Genomic DNA, 22,649 nt, shown 5'->3' on the forward strand with positions numbered 1-22,649 from the left:
GCATCCGCCAAGTCCCCGGTGAGGAAGCAGAGCCGGTGGCCGGTCGTGCTGCGCCAGGCGGCGCTGCGGGCACTGGCCCTCGCCGTGCTGCTGCTCGCCTGGCAGTCCGCGGTCTGGGCCGAGCTGTGGCCTCGGGTGCTGGTGCCCGCGCCCGGCGAGGTCTGGGCGGCGCTGCTGCGCACCTCCACCGTGCACGACGGGGTCCGCGGCCAGAGCGGCCATCTGCTGATCGAGCACCTGGGCACCAGTCTGCGCCGGATCGGCATCGGCACCGGGTACGCGGCCCTGGCCGGCATCCCGCTGGGGCTGCTGATCGGCGTGGTCAAGCCGCTCGCCATCGTTCTGGAACCGGCCGTCTCCTTTCTGCGCACGCTCCCTCCGCTGGCCTATCTCTCCCTGCTGGTCATCTGGTTCGGCATCGACGAGTCGCCCAAGATCTGGCTGCTGGTCATCGCCGCCTGCCCGCCGATCGCCGCGGCCACCGCCGCCGCCGTCCGCACCGTGCCCGGCCAACTGCTGGAGGCGGCCAGGGCGCTGGGCGCCTCCCCGCTCAACCTGCTGCTCGCCGTGCGCCTCCCGGCGGCCCTGCCGGAGATCTTCACCGGTGTCCGGATCGCCGTCGGCATCGCCTACACCTCGGTGGTCGCCGCCGAGACCGTCAACGGCGTCCCCGGCATCGGCGGCATGATCCGCGACGCCCAGCGCTACAACCAGACCGATGTCGTCATCGTCGGCATCCTCGCCATCGGGCTCTCGGGTGTGCTGCTCGACACCGCCCTGCGTGCCCTGGAGCGCGCCGCCGTGCCCTGGCGCGGCCGAGCCTGACCCTGCGTAGACCACCCTTCCCGTACCACCGCCGCTCACAGGAGTACCGCCATGCCCGCACGTCCCCGTACCCTCCGGCTCGCCGCCGCCCTGGCCGCCCTCGCCCTGGCCGCCACGGCCTGCACCGGCGGGTCCGCCGACGGCGAAGGCTCCGGCAAGACCCGGGTCCGGATCGCCTACCAGGCGATCCCCAACGCCGACCTGGTGGTCAAGAACCAGCGGCTGCTGGAGAAGGCCCTGCCCGACGCCGAGATCACCTGGACCAAGTTCGACTCCGGTGCCGACGTCAACACGGCCGTCATCGGCGGCGCCGTCGATCTGGGCCTGGCCGGCTCCAGCCCCGTCACCAAGGGGCTGTCGGCGCCGCTGGACATCCCCTACAAGGTGCTCTGGATCCACGATGTGATCGGCGACAACGAGGCCCTGGTCGCCCGCAAGGAGATCACCTCCCTCGCCCAGCTCAAGGGGCGGAAGGTCGCCGCCCCGTTCGGCTCCACCGCCCATTACTCACTGCTCGCCGCCCTCGACAAGGCCGGGGTCGACCCCACCTCGCTCACCCTGCTCGACCTCCAGCCGCCGGACGCGCTGGCCGCCTGGCAGCGCGGCGACATCGACGCCGCCTATGTCTGGACGCCCTCGCTCACCGAACTCCTCAAGGACGGACACCCGTTGGTCACCAGCCGCCAGGTGGCCGCCGACGGCAAGCCCACCGCCGACCTCGGCGTGGTCACCGACGCCTTCGCCACCCGGCACCCCGAGATCGTGGACGCCTGGGTGAAGGCCCAGGACACCGCCGTACGGCAGGCCAAGAGCGACCCGGAGAAGGCGGCCAAGTCCATCGGCGCCGAACTGAACCTCCCGCCCGCCGAAGCCGAGCGGCAGCTCGGCCAGCTGGTGCTGCTCACCGCCGAGGAGCAGGCGGGCCCCCAGTACCTGGGCACCCCCGGCAAGCCCGGCGCCCTCGCCGGGAACCTCCGCGACGCCGCCTCCTTCCTCAAGACCCAGCAGGCCGTGGACGCCGTCCCCGAACTCTCCGCCTTCCAGCAGGCGCTGGCCGTCAAGGAGCTGGCCCGTGGAGCGAAGTGACCACCCCCGGCCCGACATAGAACTGCGCGGGGTACGGGTGGAGTACGGGTCCACCGCCGCCGTGGACGGGGTCGATCTCACCGTCCCCGCCGGGGAGTTCACCGTGCTCACCGGGCCCTCCGGCTGCGGCAAGACCACCCTGCTGCGCACCGTCGCCGGTTTCGAGACCGCCACCGCCGGCACCGTTCAGGTGCGCCGCTCCACCGGAGTGGTCTTCCAGCAGCCCCGGCTCTTCCCCTGGCGCACCGCCCGTGGCAACGTCTGCTACGCACTGGCCCGCCACGGTGTCCCACGCGCCGAGCGGGCCGCCCGGGCCGACGCCCTGCTGGCCCGGGTGGGCCTGGCCGGACTCGGCGAGCGGCGGAGCTGGGAACTGTCCGGGGGCCAGCAGCAGCGCGTCGCCATCGCCCGGGCGCTGGCCACCGAGCCGGAGATCCTGCTGATGGACGAGCCCTTCTCCGCGCTGGACGCCCTCACCCGGGAACGGCTCCAGGAGGAGGTACGCGAGCTGGCCGCCACCACCCGCACCACCGTGCTGTTCGTCACCCACTCCGCCGAGGAGGCCGTCCTGCTCGGCCACCGGGTCCTGGTGATGGCCCCGGCACCGGGCCGGGTGGTGGCCGAGGTCGCGGTGCCCGCCCGGGATCTCGCCACCGAACAGCTGCGCATCGCACCGGAGTTCACCGCGCTACGAGCCCGGGTCACCGAACTGGTCCGCGCGGCCGGAGACCCGGCGGCCGCCCCGACCCGTATCCGTACCGAGTAGCGCACCGCCCCTTCCCCCCACAGAGGAGCCCGCCATGCCCAGACGACGCACCGTCCTCGCCGGTTCGGCCGCCGCGCTCGGCCTCACCGCCCTGCCCGATCCCTCGGCCGCCACCGCCGCCACCCCGGCCTCCGCCGTCCGCCCGCCCAATGTGGTCCTCGTCCTCGCCGACGACCTCGGCTACGGCGAACTCGGAGCCTACGGCCAGAAGTTGATCGCCACCCCGCGCCTTGACCGGCTGGCCGCCGAGGGGCTGCGCTTCACCGACGCCTACTCCACCGCCGCCGTCTGCGCCCCCTCCCGCTGCTCCCTGCTGACCGGGCTGCACACCGGCCACGCCACCGTACGGGCCAACCCCTCCGGCGCCCAGGGCGCGCTGACCGCCGAGGACACCACCTTCGCCCAGGTGCTGAAGGCCCGCGGCTACCGCACCGCCGTCATCGGCAAATGGGGCTTCGGCCCGGAGGCCGCCGGCCAGGCCAGCCACCCCACCGACCGGGGGTTCGAGGAGTTCTACGGCTACCTCACCCATGGCCACGCCCACCAGTACTACCCCGAGTACCTCTGGCACAACGGCACCAAGGAGACCATCCCCGTTAACGCGGGCGGCAAGCAGGGCGCCTACGCCCCCGAGCTGTTCGCCCGCCGCGCCCTGGACTTCATCGACGCCCACCGCGCCGAGCCCTTCCTGCTGCTGCTCACCCCCAACACCCCGCACGCGCCCAGCGACAAGGTGCCCGGCTCCGAGGCCTACGCCGGGCGGGGCTGGTCCGCCGCCAACCAGGGCCACGCCGCCCAGGTCACCTTCCTGGACACCCTGGTCGGCCGGGTGGTGGACCGGCTGCGCGCCCACGGCCTGGAACGGGACACCGTGCTGCTGGTCACCAGCGACAACGGCCCGCACGAGGAGGGCGGCGCCAACCCGGAACTCTTCGACTCCAACGGCCCGTTGCGCGGCTACAAGCGCAACCTCTACGAGGGCGGCATCCGGGTCCCGCTGATCGCCTGGGGCCCCGGCCGGGTCACCGCGGGCACCATCGCCCGCCCCACCCCGCTCACCGATCTGCTGCCCACCCTCGCCGAACTCGGCGGCGCCCCCGCGCCCGCCGACACCGACGGGCTCTCCGCCGCCCCGCTGCTGGCCGGGGGCACGGACGCCGCCCGCCACGGCCACCTCTACTGGTTCCGCGACGAGCAGGGCGTGACCAGCCGGGCGAACAAGGAGGACCAGGGGCGGGCCACCTGGCTCGCCGAGGCGGTCCGCCGCGAGAACTACAAGGCGGTGCGCTTCGCCCCCGTACGCGATCACAGCCTCCCCGACGACCAGTGGCAGGTCGAGCTGTACGACCTCGCCACCGACCCCGGTGAGCGCAGCGACGTGGCGGGGCGGCACCCCTCCACCGCGGCCGCCCTGGTGGCGCTGATGCGCTCCTCCTGGCAGGACGCGTATCCGCGCACCCCTTTCGGGACCCGGCTCACCGCGCCCTCCCTCGCCGTCCCCGGGCGGCCCGCCACCGTCACCGCCACCCTCGCCAACGGCTCCCCCCGGCCCTGGACCGCCGCCCGGCTCACCCTCGCCGCCCCGGCCGGCTGGGCCGTCTCCGCCACCGGCCCGACCACCGCCGACCGGCTCGCCCCCGGCGCGCGGCTCACCGCGAGTTGGCAGGTCACCCCGCCGGCCGGCGCCGCCCCGGGCACCCCCTGGCCGCTCACCGCCACCGGCACCGCGACCGCCCCCGGCGGCCCGGTCACGTACACCGACCGCGCCACCGTCACCACTCCGCCGCCCGCCCCGACCCGGGACTCCTACCTCTCCGATCTGGTCTGGATCTCCGCCGCCAACGGCTGGGGCCCGGTCGAGAAGGACACCTCCAACGGGAAGAACGCGGCCGGGGACGGCACCCCCATCGCCTTCGGTGGCACGGTGTACGCCAAGGGGCTCGGCGTCCACGCGCCCAGCGACCTCGCCTACCACCTGGGCGGCAGAGGCGGCCGGTTCACCGCCCTGGTCGGCATCGACGACTTCTCCGCCCGGCAGTCCACCGCCGGCGCCACCCGCGCCCTGGTCCACGGCGACGACCGGCTGCTCTACATCAGCCCGGTGCTCACCGCCGCCAGCGGCCCGGCCACCGTGGACCTGGACGTCCGCGGGGTGCGGGTGCTGCGCCTGGTGGTCCAGGACGCCAACGGCAACTCCGGCTTCGACCACACCTCCTGGGCGCTGGCCCGGGTCACCGTGGTCTGACCTGCCCTTTCTCCGGAGGCTCCGGTGCGGGCGGCGGGGAGGGGCTGAAGCGCACCGGGGCCTGGAAGCGGGCCTTGCGGGCCGCCCGCCGGAACACCGCCAGTACGGCCGGGCCGGCCAGCAGTACGCAGACGAAGTTGGTCACCGCCCGCCCGGTGTCCCAGCCCAGCGAGGTCGCCACATCGAAGGCGAGGTACCGCTGCCACTGCTCGGTGAACGGCAGCCCCGGCAGATAGGCGATCGAACTGCCGGGGTCCACCGAGAACGGCCAGAACGACAGATTGAGCAGAAAGCCGAAGAGATACCCGGAGAGCGAGCCGTACACCGCGAGCATCAGCACCTCGCCCCGCCCGGTCGCCCGGGGCAGCAGTCCGGCCAGCATCCCCACGAAGGCGCAGCCGAACATCTGGTACGGCATCCAGGGCCCGACCCCGCCGGTGATCAGCGCCGAGGCGAACAACGAGGTGCAGCCCAGGGTGAAGCCGAACCCCGGCCCGTACACCCTCCCCGCCAGCACCAGCAGGAAGAACACCGTCTCGATGCCCGCGGTGCCCGCGCCCAGCGGCCGCAGCGCCGCGTTCACCGCCGACAGCACCCCCAGCATGGCCAGCGCCTTGGAGTCCACCCCGCCCTCGGCGATCTCCGACACCACCACACAGAGCACCAGCACCAGCAGCACCCCGAAGATCAGCGGCGGCGCGTAGTTCGAGCCGAACTTCCCGGGGGCGACCACGAACGGCCAGAAGAAGGCGACCAGTCCGAGGAAGGAGGCCAGCACGATCACCACCCCGGCCCGCGGACTGATCCGCACCGCCACGGTCCGCCTGGGGGCCGTCACGAGGGCTCCCCACCCAGCACGGCCGTCACCTGGCCGGTGGTCAGATACGGCAGCGGGGCGAGCACCTTCGCCACCTGCGGCGCGAACACCGGCGACGCGGTGATCACCTCGCCGGTCGGCCCGTCCGCGACGATGTCCCCCTCCGCCATCACCACCACCCGGTCCGCCGCCCGGGCCACGAACTCCACATCATGGGTGGAGACCACCACCGCCCGGCCCTCCGCCGCCAGCGCGTCCACGATCCCGATGAGCTGAGCCTTGGCCGTGTAGTCCAGGCCCCGGGTGGGCTCGTCCAGCAGCAGCACCCCGGGCGCGGCGGACAGCTGCACGGCCAGCACCAGCGCCAGCTTCTGCCCCTCGGAGAGGTCCCGTGGATGGATCGCGTCCGGGATGCCGGGCGCCAGCCGGTCCAGGATCTCCCGGGCCGACGGCCCGCCCGTCTCGCCGCCCGGGACTGCGGCGTCCGCGTCCGCCTGCTCCAGCTCCTCCTTGACCGACTCCAGATAGAGCAGGTCCGTCGGGGTCTGCGGCACCAGTCCGACCAGCCGTCGCGCCCCGGCCGCCGGCAGCTCGCGCGGGTCGGCCGTGCCGCCCTCGGCGTCCGCGAGCACCCGCACCCGACCGGCCCGGCGCGGCCCGGAGCCCTGGAGCGCCCAGAGCAGCGAGGACTTGCCCGAGCCGTTGCGCCCCATCAGCGCGGTCACCTCACCGCCGCGCAGCTCCAACTCCACTTCCCGTACCGCGGGCACCCCCTGGTAGGCGACCGACACCCCGCGGGCGGTCAGCAGCACCGGACGCGGTCGCTCGGCGGGCGGCCGGACGGCGGGCACCTCCGCTCCCCGCAGCCGCTCCCGCAGCGGGGCGGCCGAGCGGCGGGCGTCCCGGATGGACAGCGGCAGCGGCTCCCAGCCGGCCGCCCGGCCCAGCTCCACCAAGGGCGGGGCGATGGCGGAGGTGCGGAACACCTCGGCGGGCGCCCCGGACTCCACCCGTCCGCCGCCGGGCAGATGGATCACCCGGTCCGCGTACTGCACCACCCGCTCCAGCCGGTGTTCGGCCAGCAGCACCGTCACCCCCAGGTCGTGCACCAGCCGGGTCACCGCCGACAGCACCTCCTCGGCCGCCGTGGGGTCCAGCGCGGAGGTGGGCTCGTCCAGCACCAGCACCCGGGGATGGGCGGTGAGCACCGAGCCGATCGCCACCCGCTGCTGCTGGCCGCCGGACAGCTCGTACAGCGCACGGTGGCGCAGATCGGCCAGCCCCAGCAGATCCAGGGTCTCCTCCACCCGCTTGCGCATCACCGCCGGAGCCACCGCCAACTGCTCCATGGCGTAGGCCAGTTCCTCCTCGACGGTGTCGGTGACGAAACCGTCCAGCGGATCCTGCCCCACCACCCCCACCACATCGGCGAGTTCACGCGGCGGATGGTGGGCGGTGTCCCGGCCGTCCACGGTCACCCGCCCGTACAGGGTGCCGCCGGTGAAGTGCGGCACCAGCCCGTTCACCGCGCCCAGCAGGGTGGACTTGCCGACGCCGGTGTGCCCGACGACCAGGGCGAGTTCGCCCTCCTCGATGGTGAGGTCCACATCCTTCAGCACGGGCTCGGTGGCCCCGTCGTAGACGACGCTCACCTGCTCGAAGATGATCATCCGCTGTTCCTGGTCGTGGTGGTGGATGGACGGTGCGCCCGGGGCGGTGGCGCGGCCAGTCCGGCGGCCCCCGCCAGCAGGATCGCGGCCGCCGGAACCGGTGGCAGCGCCGGCCAGCCCAGTGGGTAGATCGACGGGTTGAGATCGGCCGCGTCGAAGCCGGTACCGGCGAACAGCACCACCGCCGACACCACCCCGCACCCCGCCACCGCCCACTCCGCCGCCCGCCAGGGGTCCGGCCGGTAGGCGGTACGGGTCACCCGTCGGCCGCCCAGCCGCAGCCCGGCCACACAGAGCAGCGCCCCCGCGCCCAGCGCCGGAAAGCCCAGCAGCGCGGGCGCCGTGGCGTCCAGCAGCCCGTACGCTCCGGCGCACAGCCCGCACATCCCGGACAGCATCAGCACCCCGGTCACCCGGCGGGAGCGCGCGGTCGCCGAACCGGCCCGCCCGTACCCGCGCGAGTCCATCGCCGCCGCCAGCCGCAGCGACCGCTCCAGGGCGTCCTCCAGCACCGGGACCACGATCCCGCGCAGAGCACGAAGTCCCTTGCTCCGCCCGGCCCGCAGCCGACGCGCCCGGTGCACCCGCTGCACGCTCTGCACCAGCTGCGGGGCCACGCTCAGCGAGACGGTGACCGCCACCCCCAGCTCGTACAGCGCCCCGGGCAGCACCCGCAGCGCCCGCTTGGGGTTGGCCAGGGTGTTGGCCGCGCCGATGCAGCAGAGCATGCAGGCCAGCCGCAGCCCGTCGGTGGCGGCCGACAGCAGCGCCTCCAGCGACACCGGCCCGCCGATCTGGATCCCGGCGTACCAGTCGGGGGTGGGGATACGCGGCAGGGCGAAGAGGAAGTGGTCGCTGGGGGTGGTCCCGGTGGCGAACACCGCCCGGAACACCACCCGGATCGCCACCACCGTCAGCGCCAGCCACAGGTAGTAGCGGAACCCCCGGGCCCAGGGCGCCTCGGTGCGGCGGGCGGTCACCACGAAGCCGAGCACCGCCAGCACCAGGAAGAGCAGCAGCGGGTTGTTGGTGCGGCTGACCGCGGTGGCCAGCGCCAGCGCCCAGATCCACCAGGCCACCGGGTGCAGTTGGCGGGGCAGCCGGCGGCCCCGGGTGTCCGGGGCCGCGGTGGTACGGGGCGTGGCCGGGGTGGTACGGGACACCGGGCCGCCTACTCGGTACGGCGCCGGCGCCTGGCCGCGTACCCGGCACCGCCGCCGAGCGCCAGCACCAGCGCGGCGGTCGCCACCACCGGCCACACCGACCCCGGGTCGTGCGCGGCCTCGGCGGCCGGAGCCGCGTCCACCACCTTCGCTCCGTCGGCCGCGGTCGGTTTCGGCGCGGCGGCGACCGAGGCGGACGGCGAGGGCGAGGCGGATACCGAAGGGGACGGAGACGGGGTGGGCGCGGACGTCTTCTTCGGTTTCGTCGAGGGCGGGGCGGCCGGGGTGGGCGTAGTCGGCGGGGGAGCGGCCGGGGTATGGGTGACCGGGGGCCGGGCGCCCTGGTCCTGGCCGCCGTCGGCGGGCCGGGGCGCGGGCGGCCGGGGCTGACTCCCGCCGGTGGGGCGCGCGTTGCGGGCGCGCAGCTGGTCCGGGGTGACGGTGGGGCGGCCCTTGGTGCCCTCGATGTCCGTACCGCCGAAGATCCACAGGTCCACGCTGCCCGGCTTGGGCCGGTAGGACATGGCGCCCAGCTGGCTGTACTCCCAGGTGTCCTCGCCCGGGTCGGCGTGCCAGTACGACCAGTAGGCGGTGGCCGGAGGCGTGAGCACGCAGTTCTCGTCGGCGGAGGTCGGGTACTGCCGCCCGCCCTGGTGCCCGCTGTAGCCGATCCGGCAGATGAAGGCCGGACCGTCGTGCCCGGTGCCGGTGGTGCGCCAGCCGCCCTGGTTGAGCAGCTCGAAGCCGGTGGTGGGGGTGGTGCCGCAGGAGCGGTAGACCGGGCCGCCCCAGTGGCTGAAGTCCACCGCCAGCACCACCCCGGAGGAGGTGGTGCACTGCCCGATGGGCTGCGGGGCGGCCGAGGCGGGGGCCGCCGTCGCGGTGAGCGCCCCGGCGGCGACCGCCAGCGCGGCCGCGCCCCGGGCCAGTGCCCGGACGGTACGGGTGGAGCCCATCACCGCCCCCCGTGCGCCGTGCGCTGACGGCGGGCGTACGCCACGGTCCACCAGCCGGCCAGCGACAGCAGCGCGGCCAGGGCGGCGAGCGCCCCGACCCGGACGCCGGTGGCGGCCAGCGAGCCGCTGCCACCCTGGGCGGTGGCCCCGGAACCGCCGGTGCCACCCGCAACCGCCGTACCTCCGGTGTCGCCCGGGGTGACGATCACCGGGGCCGAGGCACCGGGGGAGGGCGCCGGGCCGGGCGGCTGTTCGACGGTGCCGTTCAGATCCCCGGTCAGGGTGGCGAAGGAGATGCCCTCGGCGCCGCTGATCGCCTGGGCGGAGGCCCGGATGTCCGAACCGGGCTCCCGGGCGGCCACGTTGAACCCGCCGTCCTTGTTCTGCTGGGTGGCCAGGAACTTCCGCGCCTTGATGATCTGGGCCCGGTACTTCCCGGCGTCCAGGGCGAACCCCTGGATGGCGAGGGCGGTGGAGTTCACCGAGGAGCCGGTGTCCGAGGCGCCCAGGAAGCCGCCGTCCGACTGCTGCTTGCCCGCCAGGAAGGCCAGCGCCTTGTCCACCGCCCGCTCGGCCCGCTCACCCCCGGCCAGGTCCACGGCCATCGCGGCCATCGCGGTGGAGTCCACGTCGGAGTTGCCGGTGCTGGGGATGATGCTGGGCCAGGCGCCGCCGTCCTGCTGGAGGCTCAGGAGGTACGCCACCGGTGCCTCGGCGGCCTTCTTCTCGCCCGCGCGCAGCTGGGCCATGATCCCTAGCGACTGGCCGAAGACCGAGTCGACGTAGGTGTAGGCGCCCGGGCCCGCGCACTTGCGGGTGTCGGACTCGATCTTGGCCCCGCACACCAGCTTGCCGAGCCCGGCGATCAGGTCCTGCCCGCCGAAGTTCCGCGGGTCGCGGCCCACCACCTCGGCGAGCAGCGCGGTCTTGCCGGTCTTGCCGCTCATCGGGTACTCGGTGCCCAGACCGGTGTAGTTCCGGATGGTCTTCCCGCCGGGGTCCTTGCCGAGCCCGTCCAGGAAGTCCACGATGCGCCGCAGCGTCTGCGGGTCCTCGCCGGTGGCGGCGAGCGCGAAGGCGCCGTCGATGGTCAGGCCGTGGTCGGCCCGGGTGCGCGAGAGGTCGAAGTAGTAGACGCCGCGCTGGAGGTTGGCCGGCTTGGTCAGATAGGCGCTGCCCCGGGCGAGGTCCGGCCCGTCCCCGGGGAGCGGGGCCGGCTTGGTGGGCGTCGGTCCGGGCTTGGTCGGCTTCGGGCCGGGCGTGGTGGGCTCGGGATCCGGGTCGGTCGGCTTCGGCCCCGGGCCCGGCTTCTTCGCGGTCAGCTCGACCAGGCTGGTACCGGCGTCCGCCAGCAACACCGGGGCGGTGGCGTTCACCGTGGTGTCGGCCCCGTCCTCGAAGCCGAAGCCGCCCTCGGGGCGCTGCTGCCGGGAGAGCCAGGCCACCGCGGCCTCGGCCCTGGCCCCCTCACCGAGGCCGCGCAGCGCCTGCGCGGCCGCCGCGGTGACCGGCGAACTGCCGCTCGGCGCCCCGGTCCAGCCGAGGTAGGAGCCGTCCGGCTGCTGCTCCTTCTTCAGATAGGCCAGCGCCTTCGCCACGGCGGCGTCCTGCCCGCCGGTCCGCTTCAGCACCAGGGCGGCCGACGCGGTGGTGCCCGGGTCCGGGTCGCAGTTCTCGCCCTCCCGGATGAGGACATAGGAGAAACCGCCGTTCGGGCACTGCTGGGCCGCCAGCCGCCGGACCGCCGGGGCGGGCGGCTGGACGCCCGCCCGCTCCAGGGCGAGCAGGGCGTGCGCCTGGCCCTCGGCGGAGGAGGCGTTGACGAAGTCACCGGGGGCGGTGCAGCCCGCGCCGGGTCCGGTGGCGCACACCTGGGCGGCCAGGGTGGCGATCAGGTCCTTGCCGCCGAACGCCCGGGGGTCGCCGCCGGAGGTCTGGGCCACCAGGGCGAGCCGGGCCAGCGCGGCCGCGTTCGGCGGCTGGTCAACGCCGTCCGGCCAGCCGTAGCCGGTGGTGGTGGCGGGTGAGGAGAGGAAGGCGGTGACCTTGGCCAGCTCGGGCCCCTGGCCCTTGGCGGAGGCCAGGGCGAACGCCGCCTCGGTGGTGGCGTACAGATTGGGGCCCTCGGCGTCCGGGTCCACGACCCGTTCCCCGTCGGTCAGCCGGCCGAGCAGCCAGCGGGCCGCCTTGGGCACGTCCACCCGGCCCGGCGGCACCTGCGGGTCGCCGCCGCCCGGATCCGGCTCCTCGCCGCCCTTGGCCCGTACGTCGTCCGGGGTGAAGGTCGGCTTTCCGGTGGTGCCGCCGACGTCGGTGCCGCCGAACACCCAGGCGTCCACATCGCCCGGCTTCAGCTCGCGGGCCATGGCGCCCTTGTTGCTGTAGGACCAGTGGTCCTGGCCGCGCGGCGCCACCCAGTACGACCAGTAGGCGGTTGCCTGCGGGGTGAGGACGCACTTCTCCTTGTCCGGGGTCGGGTAGCGCTTGCCGCCGTTGAAGCCCTCGTACCCGATCCGGCAGAGGAACCCGGGCCCGTCGTGCTGGGTGCCCTCGGTGCCGAACCCGGCCTCGTACAGCAGCTCGTAGCCGGTGGTCGGGGTGGGGTCGCAGCCCCGCTCGACCTTGCCGCCGAACGGCCCGAAGTCCACCGCGACGACCGCGCCCTTGACCGCGGTGCACTCCTCCACGGGCGCGGCCACCGCCGGCCCCGCCCCCGTCGCGTACGCCAGGCAGGCGCCGAAGGCGAGCAGCGCCGCCGACACCAGCGACAGCGGTCTCCGGGCGTGCCCGCCCGATCCGATTCCCGTCCCCACCCCGGCCCCTCAAAGGTCGGCCGTGCGGTGTCCGAACGTGGCAGGAGGCCCCGGGCGGCCGAAGCGGGCACCGGGGCTGGTCGAACCACGCCGTAGTCCGCGACGGCGCTTCTCGCGACAGTGTTCTTCACGACACTGCTCCCAGCCCAGGCATTCCGGCTCGCCCGCGCGGAACGCGGGCCTACGGTTGCGGGTCAGCGCCGGGATTCGACCGGCTTCCCCTGGTACTGGCTTACTGTCTGACTCTGTGACGGTCGGTTCATCTTGTCTGACCGTCAGCCGGATTACACACGGCGGTGCGACGGCCGTCAAGGTGGCGTGGCTCTCACCGCCCGCCCACCGGCCCCCGTGGCCAGGGCCGCGCTCCGGCGGTACCGTCCCAGAGCTGCCACATGGGGGAACCCGGTGCGAATCCGGGGCTGACGCGCAGCGGTGTGGGGCGGCGGGAAGGCCGCACCGAGCCCGAATGCCCATGGGGCGGTGCACCACCAGGAAGCCGTACCTCGCGCTCGGACGGCGGCCCACCCGTGCCCGGCCGCCCACGGCGGCGGCGCGCCCGGCCGGCGTCCCCCACCAAGGAGCAGGCCATGTCCCGTCCGCACCCCGCATCCCGTCCCCGCGCCGCCAGACGCCTGGCGTTCGCGCTGCCCGCCGCCCTCGGGGCCTTCGCGCTGACCGTGCTGCCGGCCGCCGCGACCTCCACCCCGGCGCAGATCGCCACCTCCAAGGCCAACGGGGTCGCCTACCTCAAGACCCTCCAGGCCGCCGACGGCTCCTACGCCGGCTCCGGACTGTCCAACGAGTGGGCCTTCAGCGCCTTCGCCGCCGCCGGCACCGCCGCGGTGGACGTCACCCCGGGCGGCGACACCAGCAAGAACGCCCGCACCGTCTACCGGAACCTGCTCTCCACCGCCGGCTGGCCGTCCGGCTCCCCGGTGGTCACCGACTACGAGCGGGCCACCCTCAACGCGTACGCGGCCGGCATCGACCCGGCCCGGGTCAGCGCCTCGCGCAACCTGATCGCCCACATCTACGGCTACTGGCAGACCGCCGAGGCCGGCTACTTCGGCCCGTCCGCCAACTACAACGGCACCGTCTTCGCCGCCCTGGCGCTGCGCGGCGCCAAGACCCAGTCCGGGACCGCGCGCGTCCCGCAGGCGCTCACCGACAAGATGGTCACCCGGATCCGGGCCAACCAGCACAACGACGGCGGCTGGAACTACAGCAAGGCCGAGGGCGATCCCACCGCCCTCAACCAGCCCAGCGACATCGACATGACCGGCGCCTCGATGGCCGCGCTCTGCGTCTCCGGGGTGCCGAACACCGACACCGACATCGTCCAGGCGAAGAACTTCCTCAAGTCGAAGCTGGCCAACAACACCGGTGCGTTCAACGCCATGTTCGGGATCAACACCAGCTCCAACGCCTGGGCGGTCTCCGGGCTGAACGCCTGCGGTATCAACCCGCAGACCGGGGACTTCCTCACCCCGGCCGGGAAGACCCCGATCGACTTCCTGCGTGCCCAGCAGTTCACCCCCGGCGGCGGCTTCAAGTACCTGACCACCGACACCTCGCCGTCGGCCTACTCGTCCATCGACGCGGTGCGCGCGATCGCCGCCGGCGGCTTCACCGCCGCCCCGCCGGTGCCGGTCACCTCCGGCGCCCCGCAGTGGGTCGCCACCAGCGCCTTCACCGCCGGGACGGCCACCAAGCTGGGGCTCACCGTGGACGACGGCACCGGCAACCTCAAGGTCTGCTCGGTGTCGATCACCCCGACCGGGACCACCACCACCCTCGGGGACGTGCTGAACGCGGCCACCACCGCGGCCACCCCGGCCGGCTGCGTCACCAGCGTCACCCCGTCCTCCGGCACCGGCACCATCACCGCTGTGAACGGCACCGCGAACAGCGGCTCCTCCACTTGGAAGGTCAGCGTGGACGGCTCCGCCTTCGCCGGCGCCGCCCGCAACAAGGTGATCAACGCCGGCGACACCATCGCCCTGCGCTACGGCTCCTGAGCCGGCGGCGGTACGGGGGCGGTACGGGGGCCGGGCACCCGCCCGGCCCCCCAAGCCGTGCGACTAGAACGAGGTCCAGGTGAAGGCCACCTTGTCACCGGCCTTCAGCTTGAACTGGCAGCCGCCGACCGGGGTGGACACCCCGTTGACCGAGATGTTCCAGTAGGCGGAGGCGCCGCCGCTCACGTTCTTGATGGTGTCCACCGAGAAGTCCTCGAAGGACGGGTACCAGGTCCCGTCCCAGGTGAAGTGGCGCTTGCGGGCCGCGTCGTCCAGCGCCGCCGTCGGCGTGGGCACCGCCGACGGGTGGGCGCCGCCGTTGGTCCCGTCGCACTTGTGGGTGCCGCCGGTGGCGGTGGTGACCTCATGGCCCTTGGTTCTGATCCGGCCCTGGAACAGGGTGCCGTCCGGCCCCTGCACGGTGAGGCTCACCTTGATCGGGGCGTTGGTCCTCGGGGCGGGCTTGGCGTGCGCGCCGGCGGGCGCGGTGGTGAGGGCGAGACCGAGCACGGCGGCCGGTATGACGGCGCGGCGGACGAGAGCGGTGCGCATGGCGGAACCTCCGGAAGTCGAAGACGGTGGCTCCTCCGAGGGACCGGAGGGTTCGGGCGGGCGCCCGGGCGGCTGCATCGTAAGCCGAAAGTCGTTACACACAAGGGAAGTTCGGGCGAAGGGGTACGGATACGGGGCGGGGCGCGGTCTCTCCGGCCGCGCACCGCCCCGTACCGTCCTCGTGTCCGGCGGCCCCTCAGCCACCGGGCAGCAGCGGCCGGCCCCTCAGCCGGCGCCCACCGGGCCCCTCAGCCCGGTCGTCTCAGTCCACGTCAGGGTGGAGCACCAGCTGCTCGCGGTACGCCCCCGGCGTGAAGAACAGCGGCAACTCCTGAGCCAGCGCGGTGCGTTCGAACAGCTCCCGGGCCTCGGCCACCGGGGCCGACGGGTCCTCGGCGAGCAGCGCCGCCGCCTCGGCGTCCAGCAGCCGGATCACCTCGGCCCGCTCCACCACCCGGTGGCGCAGCCACTGCCACACCTGGGTGCGGGCGATCTCCGCGGTCGCCGCGTCCTCCATCAGCCCGTCCAGCACCACCGCGCCCCGCCCGCCGATCCAGGCGGCGTAGTAGCGCAGCGCCACCGCGATGTCGGAGCGCACCCCCTCCGGGGTGGGCCGCCCGCTGATCCGGCGCACCGACAGCAGGTCCCGGGCGCTGACCTCCACATCCTCCCGGGTGCGGCCCAGCTGGTGCGGATCGCCCCCGAGCACGGTGCCGAACGCCTCCCGGCAGACCTCCACCAGCTCCGGGGCGGCGACCCAGGAGCCGTCGAAGCCGTCCTCCGCCTCGCGCTCCTTGTCGCGCCGCACGGCGGCCAGCGCGGCCTCCCGGGCGGCCGGGCCGGGCCCCGGCACCTCGGCGGACATCGCCCCGATGGCGTGCGCCCCGCGCCGGTGGCAGGTGCGCACCAGCAGCTCGGTGTAGGCCCGCATGAACGGGGCGGTCATGGTGACCCGGTCCCGGTCCGGCAGCAGGAAGTCGGTGCGGTGCCCGAAGGTCTTGATCAGGCTGAACAGGTAGTCCCAGCGGCCCGCGTTGAGCCCGGCGGCGTGCTCGCGCAGCTCGTGCAGGATCTCCTCCATCTCGAAGGCGGCGGTGATCGTCTCGATCAGCGCGGTGGCGCGCACGGTGCCGCGCGGGATGTCCAGCAGCCGCTGGGCCAGGAGGAAGACATCGTTCCAGAGCCGGGCCTCGTAGCGGTTCTCCAGCTTGGGGAGGTAGAAGTACGGCCCCTGCCCGGCCTCGATCTGCCGCCGGGCGCAGTGGAAGAAGTACAGCCCGAAGTCGGCCAGCGCGGCCGGCACCGGACGGCCGTCGAACTCCAGGTGCTCCTCGTCCAGATGCCAGCCGCGCGGCCGGACCATCAGGGTGGGCCGGCCGCCCGGGGCCGGTGCCCGGCCGGTCACATCGAGCAGGCAGAGCTGCCCGGCGATGATGTTCTCCCAGGTGGGCGCGGTGGCGTCCTCGAAGTCCGCCATCCACACATCGGCTCCGGAGGCCGCCGCCCGCGCGGCCATGCCGGGTGTGGGCGGGCCGGTGATCTCCACCCGCCGGTCCACCAGGCCCGGCGCGGGCGGCGCCACCCGCCAGGAGGTGTCCGCGCGGATCGCCCGGGTGGCCAGGGGGAAGTCCAGCGGGGAGCCCGCCGCCAGCCGGATCGCCTGCCGCCTGCGCTCCTTGAGCAGTTCGCGGCGGCGCTCGGCGAAGGCGCCGGCCAGCCGGCCGACGAAGTCCAGGGCCGCCGGGGTCAGGATCTCGTCATGGCGGTCGCCCGGAGCCGCGAGGACGCGGACGCGGCTGTCCAGTGCGCTGATGGTCATCGGTCTCTCCTACGGGGGTGGGGGCGGCCGGCTGGGGGAGGGGTGGGGAGGGAAGGGAAGGGGAGGGGAGGGAGCGGGTCCGGGACCCCGCACTGCCCGAACGGTGACCCGGACCGGTCGAAGCGGGCCTGGCAAGGCCTAGTGGAACTGCTCCTCCTCGGTGGAGCCGGACAGCGCCGTGGTGGAGGAGTTGGGGTTAACGGCGGTGGAGACCAGGTCGAAGTACCCGGTGCCGACCTCCCGCTGGTGCTTCACGGCGGTGAAGCCGTCCTTCTGGGCGGCGAACTCCCGCTCCTGGAGCTCCACATAGGCGGTCATCCCGTGCTCGGCGTAGCCCTTGGCCAGGTCGAACATGCCGTGGTTGAGCGAGTGGAAGCCGGCCAGGGTGATGAACTGGAAGCGGTAGCCCATCGCGCCCAGCTCCCGCTGGAACTTGGCGATCTGGTCGTCGTCCAGCGCGGCCTTCCAGTTGAAGGACGGCGAGCAGTTGTAGGCCAGCATCTGGTCCGGGTACCGCGCGTGGATCGCCTCGGCGAACTCGCGGGCCTGCGCCAGGTCCGGGGTGCCGGTCTCGACCCAGATGAGGTCCGCGTACGGGGCGTAGGCCAGGCCGCGGGCGATCACGGGGGCCATTCCGTTGCGCACCCGGTAGAAGCCCTCCGCGGTGCGCTCACCGGTGACGAACTCGGCGTCCCGCTCGTCCACGTCGCTGGTGAGCAGATTGGCGGCGAGCGCGTCGGTACGGGCGATGACCACCGTGGGCACATCGGCGATGTCGGCCGCCAGCCGGGCCGCGTTGAGGGTGCGGATGTGCTGGGAGGTGGGCACCAGCACCTTGCCGCCGAGGTGGCCGCACTTCTTCTCCGAGGCCAGCTGGTCCTCGTAGTGGATGCCGGCCGCGCCCGCCGCGATCATGGCCTTGGTCAGCTCGAAGGCGTTGAGTGGGCCGCCGAACCCGGCCTCGGCGTCGGCGACGATCGGCGCCAGCCAGTCGGTGGTGTCGGTGCCGCCCTCGGAGGTGGCGATCTGGTCGGCGCGCAGCAGCGCGTAGTTGATCCGGCGCACCACCTGCGGCACCGAGTTGGCCGGGTAGAGGCTCTGGTCCGGGTAGGTATGGCCGGCCTGGTTGGCGTCGGCGGCCACCTGCCAGCCGGACAGGTAGATCGCCTGGAGCCCGGCCTTCACCTGCTGGACGGCCTGTCCGCCGGTGAGCGCGCCCAGCGCGTGGACGTAGTCGCGCTCATGCAGCTGGCGCCAGAGCCGCTCCGCTCCGCGCCGGGCGAGGGTGTGCTCCTCGCGGACGCTGCCGGAGAGCCGCAGCACCTCCTCCGGGCCGTAGGTGCGCTCGATGCCGTTCCACCGGGGGTCGGTGGCCCAGCGCCGCGCCAGTTCCTCGGCCGCCGTCGTCTTCGCCTCTGCCATGGCCTTCACCGTCTCCTCGGGTGTCCCTGTTGCCAACCTCGCGGCTGCTGTCCGCGGAGGTGGCACTCCGTGTCGCAATCTCTGTGCGCGGCCCGCCGCACCGCCGCCGGATGAGCTGAGCAATGCTGCCCGGACCGGCATCTCGCGGGACCCCGGATCCCCGACGTCAGGGCATGAATCGCGCCCGGTGTCCCGTGCTTGCCGCCGATGGTCCGGCGGGCCGTGAGACGACTGTGACACTGGCACTGAGTGCCATCAACCATGGACAACTGCCAACTTCTGCGAATCTTGCCCTTCCGATTTGCCAACTCTGCCAAGGCTCCGACGGCCCCTTCCGGCACGTACGCTGACAGCCGACGGCGAGGCACGGACACCCGGCCACGAAAGGAGCGCGACGGTGGGCAGGACATACGCGGGGGCGCGGCTGCGCCGGCTGCGCGAGGAGCGCCGGATGAGCCAGGCCGAGCTGGCCCGCGCCCTGGCCATCTCGCCCAGCTACCTCAACCAGATGGAGCACGACTCCCGGCCGCTCACCGTGCCGGTGCTGCTCCGGCTCACCGAGACCTTCGGCGTGGACCCGGGCTTCTTCTCCGAGCGGGACACCACCCGGCTGGTCGCCGATCTGCGCGAGGCCCTCGCCGGGGAGCTCGCCGAGGCCCGGGTGGCCCCCTCCGACCTCGCCGAGCTCGCCTCGAAGATGCCCGCCGTGGCCCGGGTGCTGGTCGACCTCGGCCGCCGCAACCAGGCGCTGGCCGAGCGGGTGGCCGACACCGCCGACGGCCGGGAGCAGGGGCCCGGCCGGGGCGCCGGGCTGCCCCGTACCCCGCACGAGGAGATCCGCGACTTCTTCTACCGCCGCCAGAACTACCTGGACGCCACCGACCTCGCCGCCGAGGAGCTGGCCGCGGCCATCGGCATCCGGCCCGGCGAGGTCATCGGCGCGCTCAGCGCCCGGCTCGCCGACGCCCACGGCGTACGGCTCTCCGCCGACGCCGGCGACCACCTCCACCACTACGACCGACCCACCCGCACCCTGCACCTCTCCGGCCGGCTCCGCCCCGGCCAGCGGGCCTTCCGGATGGCCACCCAGCTCGCTCTGCTGGAGTACGGCGACGGGCTCGACCAGGAGGCCGGCGACGACTTCGAACCCGGCACCCCCGCGCACTCCCTGGCCCGCATCGGCGTCGCCAACTACTTCGCCGCGGCGTTGATCCTCCCGTACCGGGCCTTCCACACCGCCGCCGAGGAGGTCCGCTACGACATCGAGCGGCTCACCGACCGCTACGGCGTCGGCTACGAGACGGTCTGCCACCGCCTCAGCACCCTCCAGCGCCCCCGGCTGCGCGGGGTGCCGTTCTCCTTCGTCCGGGTCGACCGGGCCGGGAACATGTCCAAGCGGCAGTCCGCCACCGGCTTCCACTTCTCCCGCGGCGGCGGCACCTGCCCGCTCTGGAACGTCTACGAGGCCTTCGCCTCACCCGGCCGGATCGACGTCCAGGTCGCCGAGATGCCGGACCGGCAGCGCTACCTCTGGATCGCCCGGACCATCACCCGCCACCGCGGCGGCTGGGGCGAACCGGGCAAGACCTACGCCGTCGGCCTCGGCTGCGAACTGCGCCACGCCGGACGGCTGGTCTACTCCGACGGCCTGGACCTGGGCAGCGGCTCCGCCGCCACCCCGATCGGCATGGGCTGCCGGGTCTGCGAGCGGCTGGACTGCCCCCAGCGCGCCGCACCCGCCCTCGGCCGCCGGCTCGACGTCGACGAGAACCGCAGCACCTTCGTCCCCTACCCGGTGGCGGCCGACCCGGCCGACCGCCCCTGACCACCCGCCTGGCCCCGGCGGGGCATGGGACCGGCCCGGCGGGGCAGTCGGCCGCTGTGATGACCGAGGACAGCGCCCGCACCGGGCAGGGCCGACTGGACGAGCTGCTGGTACAGGTGGGCCGCGGCGACCGCACCGCCTTCGGCCACCTCTACGACCGCGTCACCCCCCTGCTGCTCAGCCGCCGCCGGGCCCGCGGCGCCACCTCCGCAGAGGCCGAGGCCCAGGTCGCCGCCGGACTGGTCCGCCTCTGGCGGGACGCCCCCGGCTACCGCCCCGGCTCCGGCGCGATGGCCTTCATCTGGCACCACAGCCACCCCTGAACGCCCCACCGACCTCAGCCGACCGCGCCGGGAGCCAGCGAGGCCAGTTCCCGTTCGAGGTTCTCCAGCGTCTCGCTCCGGTGCTCGGTCTCCCTGCCTCTGGGGACGGTCCGCTGGGTCCGTTCCAGGTACTCCTCCAGGTCGGTCCGCGGCGCGGACAGCAGGGCGGTGCCCTGAGCGGACCTCAACTGGATGAAGGTCCCGCCGCCGGAGCCGGGGGAAGGGCGGGGGCGCACGGTGACATTGCCGTCGCCTGCGCTCCGGTCCAACCCGGTCAGCAGCAGCTCCCGGGCGAAGACCCACCTCTTCGCGTCGGGGCTCCGCGGGTGGAACACGATCTCGACTGCGTACGGATCCATCGTCCGATAGGTGAAGCGGGCGGTCAGCGGCCGGCCCGGATCGTCCTCGTCGGTATGCAGACGGAGGAACATCGTGGTGTGCTGCGCCGACCAGCATGCCGCGAGCGCGCGCCACACCGGCATGAGATCCGGCGGCGCCACCTCGAACCTCCTTCTCGCCGGGTCGGGAGGCAGACCGGCCTCGGCCGGGGGCAGCGGGTGGTCAGGCCACGGGCGTTCCTGGAGCAGACCGGTGCTGAGGTGCTCCATGGCCGACCTGATGCCGTTCCAGACCACGAACGGGGTGCCGGCCGTGCAGCCGTCGGGCTCCTCGGGCCGTGGCCGGGCGAATCCGGGGCCGCACATCGCCGGGAACGGCTCTGCCAGGCCGTCCGGGTAGGCGGCTACGAGGGTATCGAAGGGAGGGCGCACAGCCCGGTCACAGCCGGGCATGCGCCACAAGTGGAGTGTCAGGACGCTGAGGTCGCGCACGATCCCCCGGTCCGCCGCCGCTCTCCAGTCGATGCCCTGCGGGCTGTTGAGCAGCGGAGTGCCCCGGGCGGAGTCCGTGTAAATGACATAGGCGGGCGTCTGACCGAGAACCCGTGGCAGTTCGGTCAGGAGCCCGCACGGATATGCGTGCCCGGTCTGCCTCCGGCCGCCGAGGGTTGTGACATCGGTGGCGATCGCGCTTTCCAGGACTTCGTACAGCAAGGTCCGCAGTCTTCCGCGGATGCCGGCGCTCATGCCCTCCTCGGCTCGGGACCCGGCGATGTCCATGGTCAAAACGAGGCGTGAGGAAGCGGCCGCCCGCTGCCGGGCCGTGCCACCGGACAACACCGCGACCGGACGGGGCGGGCCGAGCGGCGACTCGGGTTCGGCGGCACCGGTGGCCGCCGGCTCCGGTGATACCGGTGGGGGAGCGGCGGCGGCCTGGTCCAGCCGGTGCCGCACGGCCGGCGGTATGGGTTCGGTCTCGGCCAGCACATGGGGAGCACCCAGACTGGAAGCCCGCAGCAAGGCGTCGAAGTCATCGGCCGCCAGGCCGTCCGCGGCCTGGACCTCCGTGTGGTGTTTCCGGACGCTCATCGCGCTTCCCCCTCTCGCCGGGTGGGCTCTGCGGTGATCTTCGCCAGGCGAGCCCGGGCCCGACTGGTCTTCCGTTCCAGTGCCTTCTCCGACAGTCCCACGACGTGGGCGGCCTCCCGCTGGGTGTGTCCCAGGGCGCGAAGGACAAGCGCCTCGCGGAGCTTGGGGTCGGAGATCCCCTGCAGCAACCTGAGGCATTCGTCATGGAGCACGGCGGTACTGCCGGGGTCGGCGCCCGGTTGGGTGGGAATCCGCGCCAGGACGTCCTCCGGGCCGTCGCGTCCGGGTACCCGGTGCAGTTCCGCGTGCCGGTGGCCCCGTTCCGCATACCAGCGGTCGTAGACGGGGCGGAAGGAGCGCAGCGTGGCGCCGACGAAGTAGGTGGTGAGTGAGGCGCCGCCGCGCGGGTTCCATCTGCCGCGCACCAGACCGTACTCGGTGAAGAGCGCTCGGCCGTCGATCACGGCGTCGGTCGCGATCTCATGGCGGTCCGCCAAAGTCCAGTCCGTCACCCGCCGGTGTGACGGGATGGGACGTCCGGCGCGGGCGGAACGGTCGAATATGCTCTCGGCGCCACTGGTGGGGTTCATCCATTTGATCATGGTGCGCCAGCTGTAGTCCATCCAGCCCTGGCAGGCTTTGGTGAAACGGGGCCCGGTGTAGCAGTCCGCCTGGAAGATCTCGACGAGGCGCCGGTCGACCTCCAGCCGGGCCCAGCGGGCCGCCTCGTCCTCCATCGCCCGCCCCGGTCGGGCCAGTTCGCGCTCCAGGCCCGGCAGGCCCGTCGCGGCCGCCTCATCGCAGGCGAGGTCCCGGCCGGACTCGGAGACCGAGTCGGATGCCAGTCCACCCAAGGTCGCGTCTGCCACATCCGCTCCTCGCCTCAGCCCCGGGCGCCGGCGCCCCTGCTCGATCGCTACGT

17 protein-coding genes and 2 riboswitches are annotated in these 22,649 nt (G+C 73.8%); of the genes, 7 read left to right on the forward strand and 10 right to left on the reverse strand.

All coding sequences use genetic code 11. The features are described 5' to 3' along the window. Window positions 1–18: 18 nt before the first annotated feature. The 4 genes from ABZ945_RS22955 to ABZ945_RS22970 are packed head-to-tail and all read left to right on the forward strand — an operon-like array spanning window position 19 to window position 4,922. Window positions 19–825, forward strand: a complete 807-nt coding sequence (locus ABZ945_RS22955) for an ABC transporter permease (RefSeq protein WP_361272608.1) — start codon at window positions 19–21, stop codon at window positions 823–825. 51 nt (window positions 826–876) lie between these two features. Next, on the forward strand, window positions 877–1,911 hold the full coding sequence (locus ABZ945_RS22960) for a glycine betaine ABC transporter substrate-binding protein (RefSeq protein WP_361272539.1): 1,035 nt from the start codon (window positions 877–879) through the stop codon (window positions 1,909–1,911). Between the two features lie 16 nt (window positions 1,912–1,927). Further along, window positions 1,928–2,677, forward strand: coding sequence for an ABC transporter ATP-binding protein (locus ABZ945_RS22965; RefSeq protein ID WP_361272611.1), 750 nt, complete (start codon window positions 1,928–1,930; stop codon window positions 2,675–2,677). A 34-nt stretch (window positions 2,678–2,711) separates the two neighbouring features. Continuing rightward, window positions 2,712–4,922, forward strand: coding sequence for a sulfatase-like hydrolase/transferase (locus ABZ945_RS22970; protein ID WP_361272542.1), 2,211 nt, complete (start codon window positions 2,712–2,714; stop codon window positions 4,920–4,922). Here the strand turns inward: ABZ945_RS22970 and ABZ945_RS22975 are convergent. Genes ABZ945_RS22975 through ABZ945_RS22995 form a run of 5 tightly spaced genes read right to left on the reverse strand, consistent with a single transcriptional unit; the run spans window position 4,909 to window position 12,341 of the window. Continuing rightward, window positions 4,909–5,760, reverse strand: coding sequence for an ECF transporter S component (locus tag ABZ945_RS22975; RefSeq protein WP_361272545.1), 852 nt, complete (start codon window positions 5,758–5,760; stop codon window positions 4,909–4,911). The two genes, ABZ945_RS22970 and ABZ945_RS22975, sit on opposite strands and share 14 nt — an antisense overlap. After that, complete coding sequence (locus tag ABZ945_RS22980; RefSeq protein ID WP_361272548.1) at window positions 5,757–7,409, reverse strand: ATP-binding cassette domain-containing protein; 1,653 nt, start codon at window positions 7,407–7,409, stop codon at window positions 5,757–5,759. Before ABZ945_RS22980 ends, ABZ945_RS22975 begins: the two co-directional genes overlap by 4 nt. Further along, window positions 7,406–8,572 (reverse strand): energy-coupling factor transporter transmembrane component T, encoded by a 1,167-nt coding sequence (locus tag ABZ945_RS22985; RefSeq protein WP_361272550.1) that lies wholly within the window; start codon window positions 8,570–8,572, stop codon window positions 7,406–7,408. Before ABZ945_RS22985 ends, ABZ945_RS22980 begins: the two co-directional genes overlap by 4 nt. A gap of 8 nt (window positions 8,573–8,580) precedes the next feature. Then, window positions 8,581–9,528, reverse strand: a complete 948-nt coding sequence (locus tag ABZ945_RS22990) for a hypothetical protein (RefSeq protein ID WP_361272552.1) — start codon at window positions 9,526–9,528, stop codon at window positions 8,581–8,583. Then, window positions 9,528–12,341 carry a prenyltransferase/squalene oxidase repeat-containing protein gene (locus ABZ945_RS22995; protein ID WP_361272555.1) on the reverse strand — a complete coding sequence of 938 codons (2,814 nt, stop codon included), beginning with the start codon at window positions 12,339–12,341 and terminating at the stop codon, window positions 9,528–9,530. The genes ABZ945_RS22990 and ABZ945_RS22995 overlap by 1 nt, the downstream gene beginning before the upstream one ends. Window positions 12,342–12,490: 149 nt before the next feature. Then, window positions 12,491–12,562: riboswitch (cobalamin riboswitch) on the reverse strand. Between the two features lie 171 nt (window positions 12,563–12,733). After that, window positions 12,734–12,813: riboswitch (cobalamin riboswitch) on the forward strand. Between the two features lie 115 nt (window positions 12,814–12,928). Between ABZ945_RS22995 and ABZ945_RS23000 the strand changes: the two genes are divergently transcribed. After that, complete coding sequence (locus ABZ945_RS23000; protein WP_361272557.1) at window positions 12,929–14,359, forward strand: hypothetical protein; 1,431 nt, start codon at window positions 12,929–12,931, stop codon at window positions 14,357–14,359. 63 nt (window positions 14,360–14,422) lie between these two features. On the opposite strand, the gene ABZ945_RS23005 is transcribed toward ABZ945_RS23000, so the two are convergent. The 3 genes from ABZ945_RS23005 to aceA form a co-directional block, all read right to left on the reverse strand. After that, window positions 14,423–14,911 (reverse strand): DUF4430 domain-containing protein, encoded by a 489-nt coding sequence (locus tag ABZ945_RS23005; protein WP_361272559.1) that lies wholly within the window; start codon window positions 14,909–14,911, stop codon window positions 14,423–14,425. 262 nt (window positions 14,912–15,173) lie between these two features. Continuing rightward, complete coding sequence (aceB, locus tag ABZ945_RS23010) at window positions 15,174–16,730, reverse strand: malate synthase A (RefSeq protein WP_361272562.1); 1,557 nt, start codon at window positions 16,728–16,730, stop codon at window positions 15,174–15,176. A 138-nt stretch (window positions 16,731–16,868) separates the two neighbouring features. Beyond that, on the reverse strand, window positions 16,869–18,152 hold the full coding sequence (gene aceA, locus ABZ945_RS23015) for an isocitrate lyase (RefSeq protein WP_361272564.1): 1,284 nt from the start codon (window positions 18,150–18,152) through the stop codon (window positions 16,869–16,871). 397 nt (window positions 18,153–18,549) lie between these two features. Between aceA and ABZ945_RS23020 the strand changes: the two genes are divergently transcribed. Beyond that, window positions 18,550–19,977: a short-chain fatty acyl-CoA regulator family protein gene (locus ABZ945_RS23020; protein WP_361272567.1), complete on the forward strand. Its 1,428-nt coding sequence runs from the start codon at window positions 18,550–18,552 to the stop codon at window positions 19,975–19,977. A gap of 59 nt (window positions 19,978–20,036) precedes the next feature. Then, the gene (locus ABZ945_RS23025) at window positions 20,037–20,300 is read left to right on the forward strand and encodes a hypothetical protein (protein ID WP_361272569.1); all 264 of its coding nucleotides are present in this window, start codon (window positions 20,037–20,039) and stop codon (window positions 20,298–20,300) included. 14 nt (window positions 20,301–20,314) lie between these two features. Here ABZ945_RS23025 and ABZ945_RS23030 read toward each other — a convergent pair whose 3' ends face one another. Further along, window positions 20,315–21,727, reverse strand: coding sequence for an SsgA family sporulation/cell division regulator (locus tag ABZ945_RS23030; protein WP_361272572.1), 1,413 nt, complete (start codon window positions 21,725–21,727; stop codon window positions 20,315–20,317). Beyond that, window positions 21,724–22,596, reverse strand: a complete 873-nt coding sequence (locus ABZ945_RS23035; RefSeq protein ID WP_361272575.1) for a sigma factor-like helix-turn-helix DNA-binding protein — start codon at window positions 22,594–22,596, stop codon at window positions 21,724–21,726. The genes ABZ945_RS23030 and ABZ945_RS23035 overlap by 4 nt, the downstream gene beginning before the upstream one ends. Window positions 22,597–22,649: the final 53 nt, after the last annotated feature.

Source organism: Streptomyces sp. NPDC046887, assembly GCF_040644755.1.
Lineage (GTDB): Bacteria > Actinomycetota > Actinomycetes > Streptomycetales > Streptomycetaceae > Streptomyces > Streptomyces lichenis.